The organism is Streptomyces capoamus (assembly GCF_014654935.1).
Classification (GTDB): Bacteria; Actinomycetota; Actinomycetes; order Streptomycetales; family Streptomycetaceae; genus Streptomyces; species Streptomyces capoamus.
The window spans coordinates 624,590-639,850 of sequence record NZ_BNBF01000001.1 but is presented as its reverse complement, the minus strand read 5'-3'; the positions used below and the strand labels follow the sequence as shown (position 1 = coordinate 639,850).

The 15,261-nt window shown below is 73.8% G+C and carries 14 protein-coding genes and 1 pseudogene; 4 read left to right on the top strand and 11 right to left on the bottom strand.

The features are described 5' to 3' along the window. Positions 1-434, top strand: a 434-nt coding sequence (locus IE312_RS38580; RefSeq protein WP_440862342.1) for an AMP-binding enzyme, incomplete at its 5' end; no start/stop codon positions are given. A 68-nt stretch (positions 435-502) separates the two neighbouring features. On the opposite strand, the gene IE312_RS02905 is transcribed toward IE312_RS38580, so the two are convergent. Further along, positions 503-1,339, bottom strand: coding sequence for an alpha/beta fold hydrolase (locus IE312_RS02905; RefSeq protein WP_189977966.1), 837 nt, complete (start codon positions 1,337-1,339; stop codon positions 503-505). Between the two features lie 167 nt (positions 1,340-1,506). Here IE312_RS02905 and paaK point away from each other — a divergent pair, with 167 nt between their 5' ends. Beyond that, positions 1,507-2,820 (top strand): phenylacetate--CoA ligase PaaK, encoded by a 1,314-nt coding sequence (paaK, locus tag IE312_RS02900; RefSeq protein WP_189977964.1) that lies wholly within the window; start codon positions 1,507-1,509, stop codon positions 2,818-2,820. Positions 2,821-3,072: 252 nt separating this feature from the next. Here the strand turns inward: paaK and IE312_RS02895 are convergent, their stop codons facing one another. From IE312_RS02895 to IE312_RS02875, 5 genes are all read right to left on the bottom strand, one after another. After that, positions 3,073-4,569, bottom strand: coding sequence for an acyl-CoA synthetase (locus IE312_RS02895; protein ID WP_189977962.1), 1,497 nt, complete (start codon positions 4,567-4,569; stop codon positions 3,073-3,075). A gap of 128 nt (positions 4,570-4,697) precedes the next feature. Continuing rightward, positions 4,698-6,260, bottom strand: a complete 1,563-nt coding sequence (locus IE312_RS02890; RefSeq protein WP_189977959.1) for an acyl-CoA synthetase — start codon at positions 6,258-6,260, stop codon at positions 4,698-4,700. Continuing rightward, entirely contained in the window at positions 6,257-7,369 is a 1,113-nt protein-coding gene (locus tag IE312_RS02885) for an NAD(P)H-dependent flavin oxidoreductase (RefSeq protein WP_189977957.1), read from the bottom strand. The genes IE312_RS02890 and IE312_RS02885 overlap by 4 nt, the downstream gene beginning before the upstream one ends. 139 nt (positions 7,370-7,508) lie before the next feature. Then, on the bottom strand, positions 7,509-9,074 hold the full coding sequence (locus IE312_RS02880; protein WP_189977955.1) for a phytoene desaturase family protein: 1,566 nt from the start codon (positions 9,072-9,074) through the stop codon (positions 7,509-7,511). A gap of 54 nt (positions 9,075-9,128) precedes the next feature. Next, positions 9,129-9,926 (bottom strand): oxygenase MpaB family protein, encoded by a 798-nt coding sequence (locus tag IE312_RS02875; protein WP_229898975.1) that lies wholly within the window; start codon positions 9,924-9,926, stop codon positions 9,129-9,131. 296 nt (positions 9,927-10,222) lie between these two features. On the opposite strand from IE312_RS02875, the gene IE312_RS02870 reads away from it, so the two are divergent. Then, positions 10,223-10,471, top strand: coding sequence for a DUF5133 domain-containing protein (locus tag IE312_RS02870; RefSeq protein WP_189977953.1), 249 nt, complete (start codon positions 10,223-10,225; stop codon positions 10,469-10,471). Positions 10,472-10,541: 70 nt separating this feature from the next. On the opposite strand, the gene IE312_RS02865 is transcribed toward IE312_RS02870, so the two are convergent. From IE312_RS02865 to IE312_RS02855, 3 genes are all read right to left on the bottom strand, one after another. Then, positions 10,542-11,954, bottom strand: coding sequence for a DEAD/DEAH box helicase (locus IE312_RS02865; protein WP_189977951.1), 1,413 nt, complete (start codon positions 11,952-11,954; stop codon positions 10,542-10,544). 277 nt (positions 11,955-12,231) lie between these two features. After that, complete coding sequence (locus IE312_RS02860) at positions 12,232-13,410, bottom strand: acyl-CoA dehydrogenase family protein (protein ID WP_189977949.1); 1,179 nt, start codon at positions 13,408-13,410, stop codon at positions 12,232-12,234. 102 nt (positions 13,411-13,512) lie between these two features. Continuing rightward, the gene (locus tag IE312_RS02855; protein WP_189977947.1) at positions 13,513-13,887 is read right to left on the bottom strand and encodes a four-helix bundle copper-binding protein; all 375 of its coding nucleotides are present in this window, start codon (positions 13,885-13,887) and stop codon (positions 13,513-13,515) included. A gap of 111 nt (positions 13,888-13,998) precedes the next feature. Here IE312_RS02855 and IE312_RS02850 point away from each other — a divergent pair, with 111 nt between their 5' ends. Next, positions 13,999-14,364: a DUF6479 family protein gene (locus IE312_RS02850; protein WP_229898927.1), complete on the top strand. Its 366-nt coding sequence runs from the start codon at positions 13,999-14,001 to the stop codon at positions 14,362-14,364. A gap of 80 nt (positions 14,365-14,444) precedes the next feature. Here the strand turns inward: IE312_RS02850 and IE312_RS02845 are convergent, their stop codons facing one another. Together IE312_RS02845 and IE312_RS38575 are read right to left on the bottom strand one after the other, a co-directional pair. After that, entirely contained in the window at positions 14,445-14,897 is a 453-nt protein-coding gene (locus IE312_RS02845) for an RpiB/LacA/LacB family sugar-phosphate isomerase (RefSeq protein ID WP_189977945.1), read from the bottom strand. Between the two features lie 110 nt (positions 14,898-15,007). After that, positions 15,008-15,261 (bottom strand): annotated as a pseudogene (locus IE312_RS38575) (ANTAR domain-containing protein); the annotation flags it as partial.

Below are 15,261 nucleotides of genomic sequence, written 5' to 3'. Positions count from 1 at the left end.
CGGCGGCGACGGCCGAGACGTTCTTCGAGAAGGACGGGCGGCGCTGGGTGCTGCTCGGTGACATGGCCACGGTCGGCGCGGACGGTGTGGTCACCGTCCTGGGCCGGGGCTCGCAGTGCATCAACACCGGTGGCGAGAAGGTGTACCCGGAGGAGGTCGAGCAGGCGCTCAAGGCGCATCCCGACGTGTACGACGCACTCGTCGCCGGGGTGCCGGACGCCCGGTGGGGCAGCCATGTGGCGGCCGTGGTGCAGCTGCGCCCGGGGGCACCGCGCCCCTCGCTCGCCGACATCCAGCGCCACTGCCGTACCCGCCTGGCCGGTTACAAGGTCCCCCGCCAGCTGATCGTCACCGACACCATCCAGCGGTCGCCCAGCGGGAAGGCCGACTACCGGTGGGCGCGGGAGGTGGCGGTGGCGGCGGAGCGGCCGTAGACCGGCACGCCACCGCGCGGAAGGCCCCGGCGACCGCGGCCCACGGGCAGGGCCGGGGCCGCGGCCCGTCACCGGTCGAGGAAGGCCAGGGTGCGGTGCACGAACCGCTCCGGGTCGTCCAGCCAGGGATAGTGGGCGGCGCCGGGCTGCACGGTGCACTCGGCGTCGGGGAAGGCCTCGGCGGTGCGGCGGGCCAGGTCGGGGGCGGGACCGCCGTCGAGTGCGCCCGCGTACACGAGGACCGGCGCGGTCAGGGCGGCGAGTGCGGCCCGGGTCGCGTCCGGGGCGAAGGCTCCGTCGGCGAAGTAGCGCTCCCCCGCCTCGTCGTTGGTCTGGAGCAGCTCGGCGTCCGTGTGCGCGCGGGCGGCGTCGTCCCAGCGGCCGTAGAAGAAGGGCAGGAACGCGTCGTCGAACTCGGCCTCGCCCGCGAGCCAGGCCCGGAAGGCGGGGAAGGCCCGGGCGAACCACGGCTCGCCGGCGCGCAGCCGGGCCGCGGCCAGCCGGTCCTCGGGCGTGGCCCGCAGGCCCAGGGCGGAGGGGTTGGGGGTGATCAGCAGCAGCCGTCGTATCCGGTGCGGGTGGCGGGCCGCGTAGAGCATCGCGAGGGCGGCGCCCGCCGAGTGGGCGACCAGATCCATGTGTTCCCAACCCATGTGGGCCCGCCATACCTCCACGTCCTCGACCATCCGGTCGCAGCGGTACGTCGCCGGGTCCGCCGGCACCGCCGAGTCGCCGGTGCCCCGCAGGTCGAGAAGCGCCAGCCTGCGGTGCGCGCTCAGCCCGCCGAGGTCCCCGAGGTAGGCGGAGGCCCGCATGGGGCCGCCGGGCAGCACGGCGAGGGGCTCGCCCGCACCCCGCAGGTGGCAGGCGAGCCGGGTGCCGTCGGCGGCGGTGAAGATCGGCATGCGTGTGATCATCGGGCCGGGGACCGCCGGCGCGCAACGCCTCGGCGCCGTGGAAAATCTCCGCCGCCCTCTTGCCCCCGGCCCGGCCCGCCTGCGTTACTGACCCCGAACGGATCGACCGAATGATCGGTCGGGCAACAGGTGCGGCTGGTGAAGGAGGCGTCGCGATGGCCGGCGGGGCGGACCTGCTCGACGCGGGGGAACGGCTGGGACCCGAGGAGCTGCGGGCCCTGCAACTGGAACGGCTGCGGGCCACCCTGCGGCACGCGTACGCGCACGTGCCGTTCTACCGGGAGTGCTTCGACAAGGCCGGCGTCCGCCCGGAGGACTGCCGGTCGCTCGCCGACCTCGCCCGCTTCCCCTTCACCACCAAGGCCGACCTGCGGGAGAACTACCCGTACGGCATGTTCGCCGTCCCCCGGGAGCGGATCCGCCGGCTGCACGCCTCCAGCGGCACGACCGGACGGCCCACGGTGGTCGGCTACACCGAGAACGACCTCTCCATGTGGGCCGACATGGTGGCGCGGTCGATCCGGGCGGCGGGCGGCCGGCCCGGAGACATCGTCCATGTGGCGTACGGCTACGGGCTGTTCACCGGCGGCCTGGGCGCCCACTACGGCGCCGAACGCCTCGGCTGCACGGTCGTCCCCGCGTCCGGCGGGATGACCGCCCGCCAGGTGCAGCTGATCCAGGACCTGGAGCCGTCCGTCATCATGGTGACCCCCTCCTACATGCTCACCCTGCTGGACGAGTTCGAACGGCAGGGCGTGGACCCGCGCGGCACCTCGCTGCGGGTCGGCGTGTTCGGGGCCGAGCCCTGGACCGAGCAGATGCGGCGGGAGATCGAGGAGCGGTTCGCGATCGACGCCGTGGACATCTACGGGCTGTCCGAGGTGATCGGTCCGGGGGTCGCCCAGGAGTGCGCGGAGACCAAGGACGGCCTCCATGTGTGGGAGGACCACTTCTACCCCGAGGTCGTGGATCCCCTCACGGGTGAGGTGCTGCCCGAGGGCGAGCGGGGCGAGCTGGTGTTCACCTCGCTGACCAAGGAGGCCATGCCGGTCGTGCGGTACCGGACACGGGACCTGACGCGGCTGCTGCCCGGCACGGCCCGGGCGTTCCGGAGGATGGAGAAGATCACCGGGCGCAGCGACGACATGGTGATCCTGCGCGGGGTCAACCTGTTCCCGACGCAGATCGAGGAGATCGTGCTGCGCACGCCCGGGGTGGCTCCGCACTTCCAGCTCCGGCTGACCCGGCAGGGCCGGCTGGACGCGCTGACCGTCCGGGCCGAGGCACGCCCGGACGCGCCGGCGGAGGTACGGGAGGCGGCGGCCCGGGCCATTACCGCGGCCGTCAAGGACGGCATCGGCGTGTCGGTCGACGTGGAGATCGTGGAACCGGAGTCGCTGGAGCGGTCGGTCGGCAAGATCCGCCGCATCGTGGACCTGCGGCCGCGGGACGGCGGACAGGGGGTGTGACCCGGATACGCTGTCTACACCTCGTTGAAGCCCCTGTCGCCGTCGTATATGTCGACGTCGACAATGACCACGGCGGACGGCGTCACGAGGTAATGCACCATGAGACCGTCGACCCGGACCGAGCGGGTCACGTCGTCGTTGCTGTAGGCGAGATGTGTACGCCGGCCAGCTCGGTGAAGGCTTGTCACGGCCACGCGTCGAGGACGTCGACCAGGGAGCCGGGACCTGGCGGTCGCCGGGCCGGGGGCCCGGTCAGGCGCCGAAGCGGTCGCGCAGCTCGCGCTTGAGGACCTTGCCGCTGGCGTTGCGCGGCAACTCGTCGACGAACAGCACCCGTTTGGGCGCCTTGAACGGCGCGAGCCGCTGCTTGACGTGCTCCACGAGCTGTTCCTGCGTCACCTCGCCGCGCGGGACGACGACCGCGGTGACGGCCTCGATCCACCGCTCGTCGGGCAGGCCGATCACCGCGGCGTCCGCGACCGCCTCGTGGCTGTACAGGGCGTCCTCCACCTGGCGTGAAGCCACCAGGACCCCACCGGAGTTGATGACGTCCTTGACCCGGTCCACGACGGTGAAGTAGCCCTCGGCGTCCCGCACCGCCAGGTCACCGGACCGGAACCAGCCGTCGCGGAAGGCCTCGGCGGTCTCCTCCGGCTTGTTCCAGTAGCCCTCGCACAACTGCGGTGAGCGGTAGACGATCTCGCCGGCCGTGCCCGCGGGGACCTCCTCGCCGTGCTCGTCGACCACTCGGGCGTCGACGAACAGGACGGGCCGGCCGCAGGAGTCCATCCGGCCCGCGTGCTCGTCGGGCGCCAGGACGGTGGCCAGCGGGCCGATCTCGCTCTGGCCGAAGCAGTTGTAGAACGCGAGCCCCGGCAGCCGCTCGCGCAAGCGCTCCAGGACGGGCACCGGCATGACCGAGGCGCCGTAGTAGGCCTTGCGCAGCCCGGACAGGTCACGGGTCGCGAAGTCCGGGCGGCCCGCCAGGCCGATCCAGACCGTGGGCGGGGCGAACAGGCTGTCCACGCGCCCCGCCTCGATCAGATCCAGCAGCCGGTCTCCGTCGGGCCCGTCGAGGATCAGGTTGGTGGCGCCGACCGCCAGGCAGGGCAGCAGGAACACGTGCAGCTGCGCGGAGTGGTACAGCGGCAGGGCGTGCGCGGGGCGGTCGCCGGCGCTCAGGTCGAGGGCGGTGATCGCGCTCAGGTACTCGTGCACCAGGGCGCGGTGCGTCATCATCGCGCCCTTGGGCAGCGCGGTGGTGCCCGAGGTGTAGAGCAGTTGCACCAGGTCCTCGGTGCGCGGTTCGGGGCCCTCGTACACGGGTGCCGTCGCGAGGCGGGCGAGGAGACAGTCACCGGTGTCGCGCAGCGGCAGCGTGCGGACGCCGGCGGGCAGCCGGTCCGCCAGGGCGGGGTCGGCGAGGACGAGGGAGCTGCCGGACTGGCCGACGATGTAGGCGAGGTCGTCTCCGGTCAGGTTCTGGTTGACCGGCACGTGCACGAGACCGGCGCGGGCGCAGGCCAGGAAGCCGATCAGGTAGGCGTCGGAGTTGTGGCCGTAGGAGCCGACCCGGTCGCCGGCGGTGAGGCCCTCGCCGAGCAGCACGCTCGCCGCGCGGGAGACGGCCTCGTCCAGTTCCTGGTACGTCCAGGCGCGGTCGCCGTACTCGACCGCGGTCCGCGCCGGAGTGCGCCGGGCGCTGCGTCGCAGCACCCCGTCGACCGTGCTGCCCTGTCCCTGCGTCATGACTGATGATCCTGGGCCCGTCACCGGGACGGGTCAAGCACCGGGGAGGCCGGCCGGGCACCGGTCGGCACGGCCGGCGCTGCTACCCGTGCGACCGGCGCTCCTTCCCGCCCGGCCGGCGGTGCGCCTCACACGGGCCGTGTGCGTCCCTCCCAGTACGGGTCCCGCAGCCGCCTCTTGTACAGCTTGCCGTTGGGGTCGCGGGGCATCTCCGCGATGAAGTCGACACTCCTGGGCCGCTTGTAGCCGGCGAGCCGCCCGGCGCAGTGGTCCAGGAGGGCGGCGGCCAGGCCGGGGCCTGGCACGTGGCCCGGGGCCGGTTCGACCACGGCCTTGACCTCCTCGCCCCAGTCGTCGTGCGGGATGCCGAAGACGGCTGCGTCGGCGACGGCGGGGTGGGCGAGCAGGGCGGACTCGATCTCGGCCGGGTAGATGTTCACCCCGCCGGAGATGATCATGTCGATCTTGCGGTCGCGGAGGAAGAGGTAGCCGTCCTCGTCCAGGTATCCGAGGTCGCCGACGGTGAAGAAGTCGCCGATGCGGTTCCTGCGGGTCTTGGCCTCGTCCTTGTGGTACGCGAAGCCGCCGGTGTTCATCTTGAGGTAGACGGTGCCCAGTTCACCGGGCGGCAGCCGGTTGCCGTCCTCGTCGAAGACCGCCAGTTCGCTGATGGGCCAGGCCTTGCCGACGGTGCCGGGCTTCTTCAGCCAGTCCTCGGCGGTGGCGAAGGCCCCGCCGCCCTCGCTGGCGGCGTAGTACTCCTCCACGCAGTCGCCCCACCAGTCGATCATCGCGCGTTTCACATGGTCGGGGCAGGGCGCGGCTCCGTGGATGGCGTGCCGCATGGACGAGACGTCGTACGACCGCCGTACCTCCTCCGGCAGGGCGAGCAGCCGGTGGAACTGGGTGGGGACCATATGGGTGTGGGTGCACTTGTGTGCCTCGATGACACGGAGCATCTCTTCAGGTGTCCACTTGTCCATCACCACCAGGCGGTGCCCGAGGTGCAGGGAGGCGCCCGCGAACTGGAGGACGGCGGTGTGGTAGAGCGGTGAGCAGACGAGGTGCACGTTGTCGTCGTACGGCTTGATGCCGAAGATGCCGAGGAAGCCGCCGAGGTAGGCCTCCTCGGGGCGCTTGCCGGGCAGCGGGCGGCGGATGCCGCGCGGTCGGCCGGTCGTGCCCGAGGTGTAGTTCATGACCCAGCCCAGCTCCCGGTCCCCGGGCGGCGTCTCCGGCCTGCCGTCGAGGAGTTCGGCGTAGGGGCGGAAACCCGCCGCCGGGCCGACGGCGTACCGGTGGCTCGCCGGCAGTCCGGCCCGGTCGGCCGCCTGCCGGGCCGGGCCGGCGAACCGTTCGTGGGCGATGAGCACCTTGGCGCCGGAATCGGCGAGGATCCAGGCGATCTCCGGGCCCACGAAATGATGGTTGACGGGCACGAGGTAGAGGCCTGCCTGGCTGGCGGCCAGGTAGGCGGTGACGAACTCGGCGCCGTTGGGCAGGACGGCCGCGAAGGCGTCCCCGCGGCCGAGGCCGGCGGCGCGCAGGCCGTGGACGAGGCGGTTGGCGGCGGCGTGCAGCCGTCCCGCCGTCCACTGCGTGCCGTCCGGGGCGATCAGGGCCGTGCGGCCGGGGTCCCGGGCGGCCTGGGCCCAGAAACCGGCGGGGGGTGTGCTCGCGGGTGCGCTCACGACGGGCCGCTCCTTCCGGCGATGCGGTTGATGCGGTCCACGGCCTCCTCGAAGCCGCGGGTGAGGTCGTCGAGGACCTCCTGGACGCCGCGTTCGGCGGTCATCCGGCCGACGATCTGGCCGACGGGGGTGCCGAGCAGTGGTTCGGCCTCGTACTTCTGGATGCGGGAGAGGGCCTCGGCGACGAGCAGGCCCTGCAGGGGCATGGGCAGGGTGCCGGGGCCGGCCGGGTCGTCCCAGGCGTCGGTCCAGGCGGTGCGCAGCTGGCGGGCGGGTTTCCCGGTCAGGGCGCGGGAGCGGACGGTGTCCCCGGAGCCGGCGGCGAGCAGCTTGCGGGTGAGGGCGGACGAGTGCAGGTCCGCTTCCGTGGTGGTCAGCCACAGGGAGCCGAGCCATACGCCCTGGGCGCCCAGGGTGAGCGCCGCCGCCACCTGCCGGCCGCTGCCGATGCCGCCCGCGGCCAGGACGGGCAGCGGGTCGACGGCGTCCACGATCTCGGGGGTGAGCACCATGGTGGCGATCTCCCCGGTGTGACCGCCGGCTTCGTAACCCTGCGCCACGACGATGTCGATGCCCGCCTCCTGGTGCTTGCGGGCGTGCCGGGCGCTGCCGGCGAGGGCGGCGACGAGGACGTCCCGGTCATGGGCGCGCGCGACGACGTCGGCGGGCGGCGAGCCGAGGGCGTTGGCCAGCAGCCGGATCGGGTAGTCGAGGGCGACGTCGAGCTGGGTGCGGGCGACCTGCTCCATCCAGCCGGTGATGCGCCACCCGGACGCCTCGCCGTCCGCCAGTTCGGGCACGCCGTGGGCGGCGAGGGTGTCCCGCACGAACCGCCGGTGCCCCTCGGGGATCATCGCTTCGACGTCCGCCTCGCTGACGCCTTCGACCTTCTTGGCGGGCATGACCACGTCCAGCCCGTAGGGCCGGCCGCCGGTGTGTGCGTCGAGCCAGTCGAGGTCGCGTCTGAGGTCGTCCGGGGCGGTGTAACGGACCGCGCCGAGCACGCCGAAGCCGCCGGCCCGGCTGATGGCCGCGGCGACGGCGGGGAACGGCGTGAAGCCGAAGACGGCGCGCTCGATGCCCAGTTGCCCGCTCAGCTCGGTCTGCATGGGCGCAGGATGCCGCAGCGGGCCGGACGACGGAAGGCCTTTTCTGACGTTCCGTCAGATCGGTTGCCGGGTGAGCGCCCGCAGGGCACGGCCGGGTGAGCGCCCGCAGGGCACGCACGCCCGGGCCCCGCACCCGGGGTCAGCCGGCGGCCTCCAGGACGGCCATCGCCGCATTGTGCCCCGGTACCCCGCTCACCCCGCCCCCGCGCACCGCGCCCGCCCCGCACAGCAGGACGTTCGCGTGCCGCGTCTCCACGCCCCAACGGCCGCCGCCCTCCTGCGCGTAGGGCCAGGACAGGGCCCGGTGGAAGATGTTGCCGCCGGGCAGCCGCAGGTCGCGTTCGAGGTCGAGCGGCGTCTTCGCCTCGATGCAGGGGCGGCCGTCGGCGTCGGTGGCCAGACAGTCGGCGAGAGGCTCGGCGAGGTGGGCGTCGAGCTGGGCGAGGGTGGACCTCAGCAGTTCCTCGCGGACGGCGTCGTTGTCCCGGTCGAAGAGCCGGGCCGGGGTGTGCAGACCGAACAGGGTGAGAGTGTGCCAGCCGCGCTCGGCGAGGCCGGGGCCGAGGATGGTGGGGTCGGTCAGGGAATGGCAGTAGATCTCCGACGGCGGCGCGCCGGGCAGTTCGCCGGCGGCGGCCTGGGCGTGGGCGGTCGCCAGCTGCGCGTAGCCCTCGGCGATGTGGAAGGTGCCCGCGAACGCCTCCCGCGGGTCGGTGCCGGGGTCGCGCAGCCGGGGCAGCCGCTCGAGCAGCATGTTGACCTTGAGCTGGGCGCCCTCGGCGGGTTCGGGTGCCGCGTCGCCGGTGAGGGCGGCCAGTTCGTGGGGGGAGGCGTTCACCAGGACGTGCCGGGCCACGGCGACGGCCTCGCCGTCGGCCGTGCGGTGGACGACCTCGGCGGTGCGCCCGTCGGTGTCGATGCGGATCGCCTCGTGCCCGGTGGCGATGCGCGCCCCGGCCGCGCGCGCCGCGGCGGCCAGGGCGTCGGTGAGGGCGCCCATGCCGCCGACGGGCACGTCCCAGGCGCCCGTTCCGCCGCCGATGACGTGGTAGAGGAAGCAGCGGTTCTGGGCCAGGGAGGGGTCGTGGGCGTCGGCGAAGGTGCCGATGAGCGCGTCGGTGAGGACGACACCCCGCACCAGGTCGTCGGCGAAGGTCTGCTCGACGGCCACCCCGAGCGGCTCCTCGAACAGGGTCCGCCAGGCGGTCTCGTCGTCGATGCGGCGGCGCAGGTCGTCCCGGCTGGGCAGCGGTTCGGTGAGGGTCGGGAAGACGCGCCGGGCGACGCGGCCCGTCATGCCGTAGAAACGCCGCCAGGCCTCGTACTCGTGGTCACCGCCGGTGAGCCGGGCGAACGCCTCCCGGGTGCGCTGCTCTCCCCCGCCGACCAGGAGGCCGGTGGGCCGCCCCGCCCGCTCCACGGGGGTGTACGAGGAGATGGTGCGGGCGCGGACGCGGAAGTCCAGCCCGAGGTCGCGCACGATCTTGTCCGGCAACAGGCTGACCAGGTAGGAGTAGCGGGACAGCCGGGCGTCGATCCCGGCGAACGGGCGGCTGGAGACGGCCGCGCCGCCGGTGTGGTCCAGCCGTTCCAGCACCAGCACGGAGCGGCCCGCACGGGCCAGGTAGGCGGCGGCGACCAGGCCGTTGTGGCCGGCGCCGATGATGACGGCGTCGTACGCGCGGGGTGTGTCGTTCGCGGACATGGTCCTTCGTAGCACGGGGTGATCCGCGGCGGCCAGAGGCCGGCCCCGCGCCGGTCAGGGACGCAGTTTCGCCGGTGCCGGCCGGGCGTCCGGGCCGAGGCGCGCCATGGCGCGCAGGATGTGCTTCGGCGGGAGCTGCCAGCGCAGCCGGGCCGGTATGCGGCGCAGCAGGGCTCCGGTGGCGCGCAGCCGGCGGGTGACGGCGGCGGGCGCGGGGGCCGGTCTGCCGTACAGCTCCTGGGCGTACGGCGGCAGTGCGGCGTACGCGAGGAGCGCCACCCGCCGCCACAGCAGTGCGCGCGCCGGGACGAGGAGGGGGTGCACCGGCGGGCGGAGCAGGAACTCGTCCACCTCGCGGGCCTCGGGTCCGGCGGCCAGCCGGGGGCGGACCCGGGTGAAGTAGGCGGCCAGTTCCGACCGGTCGGCCGGTACGGTCGCCGGGTCGAGCCCCACCAGCCGGGCGCCGGCCCGGTGTTCGGCTATGTACCGGTCGGCCTGGGCGTCGGTGAGCGGGAAGCCGGAGCGGCGCAGCACGTGCAGGTAGGAGTCGATCTCCGCGCAGTGCACCCACAGCAGCAGCTCCGGCTCGTCGACGCCGTACCGCTCACCGGAGTCCGGGTCGGTCGCGGTGAGCATGCTGTGGATCTTCCGGACGCGGGCACCGGCCCGTTCGGCGGCCTCGGTCGTGCCGTAGGTCGTCGTGCCGACGAAGTCCGCGGTGCGCATCAGCCGCCCCCAGGCGTCCCGCCGGAAGTCGGAGTTCTGCGTGACCCCCCGGACCGCGCGCGGGTGCAGGGCCTGGAGGTAGAGGGCGCGGATGCCGGCCACCCACATCATGGGGTCGCCGTGCATCTGCCAGGTCACGGACGCGGGGGTGAACAGCCCGGGGTCGCCCCCGCTTCCGGGTGGGACCACAGCCACTGGACGTCACCTCTCGTCGCCGCACCGGTCTGTGGGGCATCCCTGCCCAGGCGGGCCCGGATGATGCCCGCCGCCGCCCCGTCCTCCCGGACGGTGCATACGGTGATCAGGACGGGGCACTCGGTCGACCGGAGCATGCATCCACCGGTCCCGGCTGTCCGGCGGGCGCGTGCTCACAGCCGTCGCGGGCCCTGCGGAACGGCCCGCCTTCCCAGAAGGTTGTCGCCTTGTTGCTCCCTGCCGAGAAGGAACTGCGCGCCGTACTGGCCCGCTTCGCCGACGCCCGGTTTCGCCATGACGTGCACCCCACCGGTTACTCCAGCCGGGAGCTGGAGGACGTCTCCCGCCGGCTGTGCGTCCTGACCGGCACCACGTCGGTGGACCAGGCCCTGGTCGCCGCGGACGCCCTTCTGGACCGGCTGCGGACCGCCCGCGGCGCCGCGGCCGGGACGAGGCAGGCCCTGGCTGCTGCCTGACACGGGGCCTGGCAACTGCCCCCCACACGCCTCTGTCGTGGTCCTCGAGCACTGCCCGGGGAAGCCGGGTTCAGCCGCCGCGCCGGACGCGGGCCGCCTCGCGGGCCTCCGCGAGCTTGCGGGCCTCGCTGCTCTTACGGGACGGCCTGCCACCGGAGGCGCTCCTCGCGTCCTTGGTGCTGCCCAGGCCACGGAACGGGACGTTGTGGTTCTTGGGGCGCGGTGCGGCCGCCCCGCGGTCGAGGGGCTGTCCGGAGGGGGCCTTCGCGCCGGTGATGCGGCTCAGCTCCGCCTCTCCGGACCGGACTTTGGTGACCTTGGGGATGACGTCGGCGTCGGCCATGACCTGGCTCGTCTCACGGCGCTGTCCCGACAGGGCGAGGGTCACGACGGTGCCGGAGCGGCCGGCCCGGGCGGTGCGGCCCGCGCGGTGGAGATAGTCCTTGGGGTCGGTGGCCGGGTCGACGTTGACCACGAGGTCGAGGTCGTCGACGTGCAGGCCCCGTGCGGCGACGTTCGTCGCCACCAGCGCGGTGACCTGCCCGTTCTTGAACTGGGCCAGGGTCCGGGTGCGCTGTGGCTGGGACTTTCCGCTGTGCAGGGCGGCGGCGGCCACGCCGCTGGCCCGCAGATGCCGCGTGAGCTGGTCGACGCTGTGCTTGGTGTCCAGGAACAGCAGGACCCGGCCGTCCCGAGCGGCGATCTCCGTGGTCACGGCGTACCGGTCCGGGCCGTGCACGACGAAGACGTGATGCTCGATCGCGGAGACCGCGCTGGACGAAGGGTCCACGGAGTGGACGGCGGGGTCCCGCAGATAGCGCTGCACCAGCTGGTCGACGTCGCGGTCGAGGGTGGCGGAGAACAGCATGCGCTGCCCGTCGGGCCGCACCTGGTCCAGGATCTCGGTGACCTGCGGCAGGAACCCCATGTCGCACATCTGGTCGGCCTCGTCCAGGACCGTGATGCGCACCCGTCCCAGCCGGCAGCCCTTGCGGTCGATGAGGTCGTGCAGTCGGCCGGGCGTGGCGACGACGATGTCGGCGCCGTCCCGCAGCTCGGCGGCCTGCCGTCCGAGGGACACTCCGCCCACCACGGTCGTGAGCCGCAGCCGCAGCGCCTCGGCGTACGGGGTGAGGACCTCACCGACCTGCTGCGCCAGCTCCCTGGTGGGCACCAGAACCAGCGCCAGCGGCTCCTTGGGCTGTGCGCGCCGCCCGGCCGTCCGGGCGAGCATTCCCAGGCCGAAGGCGAGCGTCTTGCCGGAACCGGTGCGGCCCCGGCCCAGGACGTCCCGTCCCGCGAGCGCGTCGGGCAGGGCCGCCGCCTGGATGGGGAAGGGCACCGTCACACCGCGCTCGGCGAGCACCCGCAGGATCTCGGCCGGCAGCCCCAGCTCCGCGAAGGACGCCGCCGGGGGCGGAGCCGCGGTGGCGTCCGACATCTCGTCCTGCTGCCGGGCATCGGCACGTGCTGATTCGCTCATGGAGAGCCTTCCTCCGAAGGGACCGTACCGAGGAAGGCGCGGCAGGGACGCGGCCGCCCGCCAGGGGCCCCGAACCGGGCACCGACACGGCGACGCTGCAAACGCCCCACGCTAGCACGGTGCGCGCCGCCCGCCCGAGCCACCCGTGGCCGCGCCGCTCAGCCCCGGAACGACGACCAAACCCGCCTGTGCCGACCGTCTCGACGCGTTGAACCGCTGGGGAATCGGCAGGTCAGCGGACCCAGGACGCCGGCAGGCCGCCTCGTCGCAGACCCCCTCACCGCCGCACCCTGGGCATCCCCAGGCCGATCCAGGAGATGATCTCGCGCTGGATCTCGTTGTTGCCGCCGCCGAAGGTGAAGATGACCGCCGAGCGGTAGCCGCGTTCCAGTTCGCCGTGCAGGACGGCACCCGCCGAGCCTTCCTTCAGCGGGCCCGCGGCGGCGACGATCTCCATGAGCCAGGCGTAGGCGTCCCGGCGGGCCTCGGAGCCGTAGACCTTGACCGCGGAGGCGTCCTGCGGGGTGAGGGTGCCGTCCTCGACGGCCGAGACCATCTGCCAGTTCAGGAGCTTGAGCGCGTCCAGCCGGGTGTGCGTGCGGGCGAGCAGCCTGCGCACCCAGGGCAGGTCGGCGACCCGCCGTCCGTCGCCGAGCCCGGTCTCCAGCGCCCAGTGCCGCACGTCGTGCAGGGCGCGGATGGCCATCGTGCCGTGGGCGGCGAGGGTGACGCGTTCGTGGTTGAGCTGGTTGGTGATCAGTCGCCAGCCCTCGTTCTCGGCGCCGACGCGGCGGGAGACCGGGACGCGGACGTCCTCGTAGTAGCTGGCGGTGGTGTCGTGGGAGGCGAGGGTGCGGATGAGGGTGCAGGAGTAACCGGGGTCGGCGGTCGGCACCAGCAGCAGGGTGATGCCCTTGTGCGGCGGCGCCGCGGGATCGGTGCGCACGGCCAGCCAGACCCAGTCGGCGGTGTCGCCGTTGGTGGTCCAGATCTTCTGCCCGTTCACGACGTACTCGTCGCCCTCGCGCACGGCCCGGGTCCTGAGCGAGGCGAGGTCGGTGCCGGCGCCGGGCTCGCTGTAGCCGATCGCGAAGTCGATCTCGCCGGAGAGGATGCGGGGCAGGAAGTACGCCTTCTGCTCGTCGGTGCCGTACCGCATGATCGTCGGCCCGACCGTGTTCAGCGCCATCAGCGGCAGGGGCACGCCGGCCTGTGCGGCCTCGTCGAAGAAGATGAACTGCTCCATCGCCGTCATCCCGCGCCCGCCGTACTCCTCGGGCCAGCCGACGCCGAGCCAGCCGTCCGTGCCGAGACGGCGCACGGTGTCGCGGTAGAACCGCTTCTGCGCGGCCGGGTCGGCGTACCGGGCGTAGGCGTTGTCCGGGACCAGTTCGGCGAAGTAGGCGCGCAGCTCGGTGCGCAGCCGCTGCTGCTCGGGCGTGTGGTCGAGGTGCACGGCGCCTCCAGGCTCCCCAAGGGCGGTCCTGACGGCGCACACCGTAGAACGTGTTTCAGTAATTGGGAATGCCGGGACCGGGGCGGATCCGGCTACGGCCCCTCACTTGAGCGTCTCCAGGAAGTCGGCGCAGGCGGCGGCGCAGGCGCGGCAGGTGTCCGCGGCCGATTCGGCGCCGGGGTGCTCGTCGAAGGCGCGGGCGCACTCCAGGCACACCGAGCGGCACCAGTCGACCCGGGCCCGGATCGCCTCCTCGTCCTGCCGGCCCTCCTCGCACAGCACGCGGCAGGTCGCGTCGCACACCTCGGCGCACATGATGCCCAGCCGGCGCACCCGTTCCCGGCGCTCGGTGCCGTCCGGGTCGACGAGGCTCGCCCGCACGGCGCAGGCCCGGGCGCACTCCGTGCACGCCTGGGCACAGGTGAAACGGTCCTCCAGGAACCGGTAGAGCTGCTGCTGCGAAGCCGGGGATGTCACACCGTGCGGGTAGCCGGGGCGGGCGGCGGCAAACACCGGGAAGCGCCACGCACTCCGTCCTAAACCATATTGTCCGGATTCGTACCGTTCCGGGTGGGGTATTCCTGACCTATGGACACCGCATCGATGCAGCTGGCCGCGGCGAGCGGCCTGATGAGCCTGTTCCTGTTCATCGTGGCCGTCGGCCTGCTCGCGCTGCTCGCCGGCGGCTTCTGGCTGACCTCCCGCGTCCGCTCCAACGAGTCCCCGCGCCCGCTCCCCGAGGAACAGCCCAAGCTGCCGCCGGAGGGTCCGGTGCGCGAGATCCGGCAGAACAGGGAGTCCGCGGAGGTCCCGCGGATTGCCAAGGGCGAGCGTCCGCTCACCCCGTACGAGCTGAGCAACATGGACTCCAGGCCGAGCGAGTCGCAGGACCGGCCGCGCTGGAGCAAGGGCTCCAGCGGTTCGTTCGGCGGCGGCGGCCTCGGCGCCCACTGACCCGCCCCTGCCCCGCACCCGTCACCCCGCACACCTCCCGCGACCCGGCCCGCGCCGGGCCGCCGGGCGCCCGCCCCGGCCTACGTCGTCCGGGCCGCGTCCAGGCGGCCGACGCGGGCCACGTTCCGCCGGTCCTCCGGATCCTGGCTGGGCTCGGCTGCGAACCACGCGTCGAGGATCTCCCCGAGTACGGGTGCGGAGGTCAGCCGGAGGCTGAGGGCGAGGACGTTGGCGTCGTTCCAGCGGCGCGCGCCGTCGGCGGTGGCCGCGTCCGTGCACAGCGCGGCGCGCACGCCCGGCACCTTGTTGGCCGCGATGGACGCGCCGGTGCCGGTCCAGCAGCACACGACCGCCTGGTCGGCCGCGCCGTCGGCCACGTCCCGGGCGGCGGCCTCGGAGCAGACCGCCCACTGCGCGTCCGCCCCGGGCCGCAGCGCGCCGTGCTCCCGGACGGCGTGACCGCGTCGGCGCAGCTCCGTGACCAGGAGCCGGGCGACGGGTTCGTCCATGTCGGAGGAGACGGAGATCCGCATGTACCGGAGGGTAGCGCCTGGCCGTGCCAGGACGCGCCGGACGGCCTGCCGGGGTCCGTGCGCGGTCCGGCGTGCCCCGGGCCGGGGGCCTGCGCACCGCCCGGGGACGCTCAGGACGCGGGCCGGGCCAGTGCCTGGTGGAGGTGTTCGAGGGCGTCGAGGAGCACCGTGCGGTGGTACCAGCTCAGCCAGGCGGAGGTGTCCGCGGCCAGCCGGGCGAGCGTCTCGGCCTGCGCGGACGCCGGACGGTGGCCGGCGTCGGGCCAGTGCAGGGTGATCACGGCGGTGCACGAGCCGGCGGAGGAGAGCACCGGGACGCTCCGCACGGCGCGGGCGCCGGTGGCCAGCAGGGCGTGCCGGCAGT